General features: G+C 70.1%; 7 protein-coding genes and 1 pseudogene. 2 read left to right on the top strand and 6 right to left on the bottom strand.

All coding sequences use genetic code 11. The annotated features are described in order from the left end of the window. Positions 1–203: 203 nt before the first annotated feature. The gene (gene ruvA / locus AC27IO_RS19945; RefSeq protein ID WP_272567143.1) at positions 204–776 is read right to left on the bottom strand and encodes a Holliday junction branch migration protein RuvA; all 573 of its coding nucleotides are present in this window, start codon (positions 774–776) and stop codon (positions 204–206) included. Between the two features lie 48 nt (positions 777–824). On the opposite strand from ruvA, the gene AC27IO_RS19940 reads away from it, so the two are divergent. Together AC27IO_RS19940 and ybeY are read left to right on the top strand one after the other, a co-directional pair. Continuing rightward, positions 825–1,784: a PhoH family protein gene (locus AC27IO_RS19940; protein ID WP_284405238.1), complete on the top strand. Its 960-nt coding sequence runs from the start codon at positions 825–827 to the stop codon at positions 1,782–1,784. A gap of 44 nt (positions 1,785–1,828) precedes the next feature. Beyond that, positions 1,829–2,287, top strand: coding sequence for an rRNA maturation RNase YbeY (ybeY, locus tag AC27IO_RS19935; protein ID WP_498740375.1), 459 nt, complete (start codon positions 1,829–1,831; stop codon positions 2,285–2,287). A 97-nt stretch (positions 2,288–2,384) separates the two neighbouring features. Here ybeY and dtd read toward each other — a convergent pair whose 3' ends face one another. The 5 genes and pseudogenes from dtd to AC27IO_RS19910 form a co-directional block, all read right to left on the bottom strand. Continuing rightward, positions 2,385–2,849, bottom strand: coding sequence for a D-aminoacyl-tRNA deacylase (dtd, locus tag AC27IO_RS19930; RefSeq protein ID WP_498740373.1), 465 nt, complete (start codon positions 2,847–2,849; stop codon positions 2,385–2,387). Continuing rightward, positions 2,846–3,805, bottom strand: coding sequence for a cation diffusion facilitator family transporter (locus tag AC27IO_RS19925; RefSeq protein WP_284429504.1), 960 nt, complete (start codon positions 3,803–3,805; stop codon positions 2,846–2,848). The genes dtd and AC27IO_RS19925 overlap by 4 nt, the downstream gene beginning before the upstream one ends. 169 nt (positions 3,806–3,974) lie before the next feature. Further along, positions 3,975–4,790 (bottom strand): oxidoreductase, encoded by an 816-nt coding sequence (locus tag AC27IO_RS19920; protein ID WP_498740370.1) that lies wholly within the window; start codon positions 4,788–4,790, stop codon positions 3,975–3,977. A 110-nt stretch (positions 4,791–4,900) separates the two neighbouring features. Further along, on the bottom strand, positions 4,901–5,146 hold the full coding sequence (locus AC27IO_RS19915) for a hypothetical protein (RefSeq protein ID WP_498740378.1): 246 nt from the start codon (positions 5,144–5,146) through the stop codon (positions 4,901–4,903). 8 nt (positions 5,147–5,154) lie between these two features. Then, positions 5,155–5,418 (bottom strand): annotated as a pseudogene (locus AC27IO_RS19910) (amidohydrolase family protein); the annotation flags it as partial. Positions 5,419–5,421 lie beyond the last annotated feature (3 nt).

The following is a 5,421-nucleotide window of genomic DNA, read 5'->3' as shown; positions in this document are numbered from 1 at the left end:
CCACCCCCGCCACCCCCGCCACCCCCGCCGCACCCCAACACCAGCGACGCCACCACGACCAGCACGGCACCGCGCGCCATCCATTTCCCTTTGGCCATCTTTCGTTCACTCCCTTTTTTGATGGATCGACACGGACCCGCGCCACGCCGCTCAGAGGCGTGCGCACGGTCTCCCATTCCTTGTTCTTCGTTGACCCGTGGTTCTCATTTGGCCAGCGCCTTGAGCGCCAGCTTGATCCCGTCGCTCACCCCCACGTCCTGGGGCAGCGCCTTCAGCGCGGCCGCGGCTTCCTTGTCGTTGTAGCCCAGCGCCAGCAGGGCCTGCAGGATGTCGGCCTGCGCGTCGCTCGTGGCGTGCGCATGGGCGCCGATGTCGGCCCCCAGCTTGCCCTTGAGCTCTAGCAGCAGGCGCTCGGCGGTCTTCTTGCCGATGCCGGGCACCTTCACCAAGCGCCCCGCCTCCTGCAGGGACACGGCCTGCGCCAGGTCGGACACGCCCATGCCGCTCAGGATGGACAGCGCGGTGCGCGGGCCCACCCCGGAGATCTTGATGAGTTCGCGGAACGCCTGGCGCTCCGGCGCCGTGGCAAAGCCGTAGAGCAGTTGCGCGTCCTCGCGCACAATGAATTGGGTGAGCAGGGCCACGCGCTCCCCCACGGGCGGCAGGTTGTAGAAGGTGCTCATGGGCACCTGCACCTCGTAGCCAACGCCGTGGCAGTCCAGCAGCACTTCTGGCGGGTTCTTTTCCAGCAGCGTGCCGGTGAGTTTGCCTATCATTGATGTCCTTCGCCGCACCGTTGCGGCCATCCAACCGGAATTATCCGCGTGATCCTGAGACACACCTTCACCCCCCACAACAACAACCGGCTGTCGCACCTGTGCGGCCCGGCCGATGCCAACCTGCGCACCATCGAGACGGCGCTGTCGGTCAGCATCGCGCACCGGCACGAGCAGTTCAAGGTGGATGGGCCGAAGGCCAAGGCCACCCAGGCGATGGAGCTGCTCCAGGCGCTGTACGAAATGGCCGAGCGGCCCATCGCCGAGGAGCACCTGCAGCTCATGCTGGCCGGCGACAGCGCCATGCTGGAGGCGCCCGGTGACGGCGCGGTGACGCTCAACACCCGCCGCGCCGACCTGCGCGCGCGCACCCCCACGCAGAGCAACTATCTGGACAACATCGCCAGCCACGACATCACCTTCGGCATCGGCCCCGCCGGCACCGGCAAGACCTACCTGGCCGTCGCCTGCGCGGTGGACGCCCTGGAGCGCAACGCGGTGCAGCGCATCGTGCTGACGCGCCCGGCGGTCGAGGCCGGCGAGCGCCTGGGCTTTCTGCCCGGCGACCTCACGCAGAAGGTGGACCCGTACCTGCGCCCGCTGTACGACGCCCTCTACGACCTGATGGGCTACGAGAAGGTGCAGAAGGCCTTCGAGCGCAATGCGCTGGAGATCGCGCCGCTGGCCTTCATGCGCGGGCGCACGCTGAACAACGCCTTCATCATCCTGGACGAGGCCCAGAACACCACGCCCGAGCAGATGAAGATGTTCCTCACCCGCATCGGCTTCGGCGCCCGCGCCGTGGTGACGGGCGACGTGAGCCAGATCGACCTGCCCAAGGGCGCGATGAGCGGCCTGATCGACGCCGAGCGGGTGCTCAAGCGCGTCAAGGGCATCGCGATCACCCGGTTCACCACCGCCGACGTGGTGCGCCACCCGCTCATCGCCCGCATCGTGGACGCCTACGATGCCCAGCGCGCGGCGGGCAGCCGCGCAGGACACTCCTGAATCAATAGCACAACGCCCTAGTGAAACATGCGCCAGAGGCCCAAATGACCCTGAACCATCTGACCCTGTCGCTGCAGTTCGCGCGCTTTCCCGGGGTGCAGGAACACCGCGCCGCCCTGCCCCGCCATGCCGCGGCGCGCTTCATCCGCCACGCGCTGTCCAGCGACGCCGAGATCTCCGTGCGCATCGTCGATGCGGAAGAAGGCCAGGCCCTCAACCGCGAGTACCGCCGCAAGGATTACGCCACCAACGTGCTCACCTTCGACTACGCACAGGAGCCCCTGGTGATGGCCGACCTCGTGCTGTGCGCGCCCGTGGTGGCGCGCGAGGCGCGCGAGCAGAACCGCGACCTGCGCGCGCACTACGCCCACCTGCTGGTGCACGGCACGCTGCACGCCCAGGGCTGGGACCATGAAACCAGCGCCGAGGACGCCGACGAGATGGAGGCGTACGAGACGGCCATCCTGCAGGAACTGGGCTTCGACGACCCGTACGCGGACTGAGCCGGCCACGGCGCGGGCCGCGCCCTCCCCACCGCTGAAAAGCCGGATGGTGCCTCCAAACAGCCCCATGCCGGGGTTTTGATTGCCTGTTTAGCTATTATTTCGATAGCGAACCATCCGCTGGCGCCATGCGCAGCGGAATGGTGACCGGCCCGTCGTTCACCAGATGCACCTGCATGTCGGCCGCGAAGCGCCCGGTTTCCACCACCGGGTGCAGCGCCCGTGCCCGGGCCACGAACAGGTCGTACAGCCGCCGTCCCTCGTCCGGCGCCGCCGCCTGGGTGAAGCTCGGGCGGTTGCCGCCGGAGGTGTCGGCGGCCAGCGTGAACTGGCTCACGACGAGCAGGCCGCCGCCCACGTCCTGCACGCTGCGGTTCATCTTGCCCGCCTCGTCGGTGAACACGCGCAGCTTGAGCAGCTTGGCCAGCAGCCGGTCGGCCTCGGCATCGGTGTCGCCGCGCTCGGCGCACAGCAGCACCAGCAGGCCCGGGCCGATGCGGCCCACGGTCTCGCCATCGACTTCCACGCGCGCTTCGCGCACGCGCTGCAACACGCTCATCATGGTGGGGAATCCTTCGGTTCTTCCAGAAATGCCTCCACCCCGACGGGCAGCAGCTCAATGGTCACGCGCAGCCCGGGCACGGCGCGCATCAGGGCGGCCTCCACGGCGCCGCGCAGCTGGGCGGCGCGCCCCAGGCTCCACTCGGCGGGCACGTGCATGTGCAGGCCGGCAAAGCGGCGCTGCCCGGCCTGGCGCGTGATGAGGTGGTCGAAGCGCACCTGCGGCGCGCCCTGCGCGAAGCCGCGCAGCGCCGCGTCGATGGCCGCCTGCGCCTCGGGCTCCACGGCCGCGTCCATCAGGCCCTGGGAGGCGCGCCACACCATGTGCGCCCCTTCCCGCAGGATGTTCAGCGCCACGGCCATGGCCACCACCGGGTCCAGCCAGAGCCAGCCGGTCGCGCTGGCCGCGCCGATGCCGACGACCACGCCCGCCGAGGTCCAGACATCGGTGACGAGGTGGCGCGCATCGCCCTCCAGCGCCACCGACCGGTGCACGCGCGCGGAGCGGAACATCAGCCACGCCAGACCGCCGTTGAGCGCCGAGCTGACCACCGACAGCGCCAGGCCCCAGCCGACCTGCTCCAGCGGCTGCGGTGAGGACAGCCGGTGCGCCGCCGCCCAGAAGATGGCGGCGGAGGCCCCCACAATCAGAATGCCCTCGAACCCGGAAGAAAAATACTCGGCCTTGTGGTGCCCGTAGGGGTGGTCGTCGTCCGCCGGGCGCTGTGCCACGGTCACCATGGCCAGCGCGAACACCGCGCCCGCCAGGTTGACGAATGACTCCAGCGCATCGGACAGCAGCCCCACCGAGCCGGTGAGGTGCCAGGCCAGCGTCTTGAGCACGATGGTGACCAGCGCCACGGCCACCGAGCCCCACAGCAGCGTGCGGGGCGCGGGCGCGGCAGGACCGGTGCGGCCCGGGGCGCTCGGATCGGAAGGCAGGGGGCGGGAGGGCATGGGCTGGCAAGGAAAGCGCCGGGGCCGCCATTCTGCCCCGAACGGCGCCATCCCGACCCGCCGGCGGCCTGCCACGGCGAGCCCGCCACGCCCGCGAGGCCCCCATCCACTGCGGCCTGGCCGGCACCCGGAAGGGGATGCGCGAGAGAGCGCTCGCGCCCCGCCCGGCTCAGGCCGGCAAGCCGTTGAACTTGCGCAGCGTCTTGTCGACCAGCCCTTCGGGCAGATAGCGGCGCAGCGAGCGGACCTGGGTGGACTGCTTGCCGGCCGAATAGCGCAGTTTGGGCCGGATGGCCGTGGCGGCCTTCACGACGGCGTCGGCGACGATCTGCGGCGCATCGCCCGCCTCCACCCATTGGCGCATGAGCGCTTCGCTGCGGGCGCGATCGTCGGCATAGTCCGCGAGGGGGCGGTCGGCGCGCGACAGGTTTTCCTCGAACGCCGTGCGCGTCACACCGGGCTCCACCAGAACCACGCGGATGCCGAACCGGCGCACTTCGTGGTCGAGGGATTCCGAGTAGCCCTCGATCGCGTGCTTGGTCGATGCGTAGAAGGCGTTGAAGGGCGCCGGAATCAGCCCCAGGATCGAGCTCATGTTGATGATGCGGCCGCTCTTTTGGGCCCGCATGAGCGGCAGCACCGCGTTGACGACGCGGGCGACGCCGAAGACGTTGACGTCGAACAGGCGCTGCGCCTGCCCGATCGAGGATTCCTCGGCCCCGCCCAGCAGGCCCACGCCGGCGTTGTTGACGACCAGATCGATGCGCCCTGCCCGCCTGGCCACCTCGTCCACGAAGCGCTGGACCGACGCCTCGTCCGTCACGTCGCAAGCCAGCATCGTGACGCCGGCGGGCGGATCGGCGGGTGCCTTGCGGCTGGTGCCGAAGACCTGGTAGCCCGCCTGCACCAGGGACCGGGCGGTCACGAGCCCGATGCCCGACGACGCCCCCGTCACGACGGCGATACCCCTGTTCGTCTTGCGCATTGTTTTCCTTTCGTCATGGGCCGGATGGCCGACGAAGGGATATTGATATCAAAACAGTATTAAGTCACTACTGAAAAGATATTATCAAAGCACATTGGGGCGTCTCTCCGTCAGGCATACAGCCGCGAGGCGTTCTGCCGGACCGTGCCGGCCCGGTCCGGGCCCAGCGCCTCCACCACCGGCTGCCACACCGAATCGTAGGCCGGCATGGCGTCGGCGGCGAACGACGTGTGCGGCCAGTCCGAGCCCCACACCAGCCGCCCGGGCGCCAGGTCGGCCACACGCCGGACCGTCTCCTGCAGCGCGCCGTAGGCGCTTGCGCGCGCAGCCGGTACCAGCCGGACAGCTTGATCCACGCGCCCTGCGCGGCCAGCGCCGCGAGGGCGCTCCATGCCGCGTCGTCCGCCGGCAACTCGGCATGCAGGCCCGCCAGGTGGTCGAGCACGCAGGCCACGCCGGTCCGGTCGTGCAGCGCCGCGATCTCCGCCAGATGCTCCGGGCCCGCGTACCACTGCACGTGCCAGCCGCGCTCGCGCAGGCGCGGCGCCACGGCGCGAAACGCCTCGGGCCCGTTGCCCACCGGCGAGACGCGGTTGAAGCGCACGCCCCGCACGCCCAGCGCGTGCATGCG

This window comes from Acidovorax sp. KNOB132 (assembly GCF_057541515.1).
This window is presented reverse-complemented; position numbering and strand designations above follow the sequence as displayed.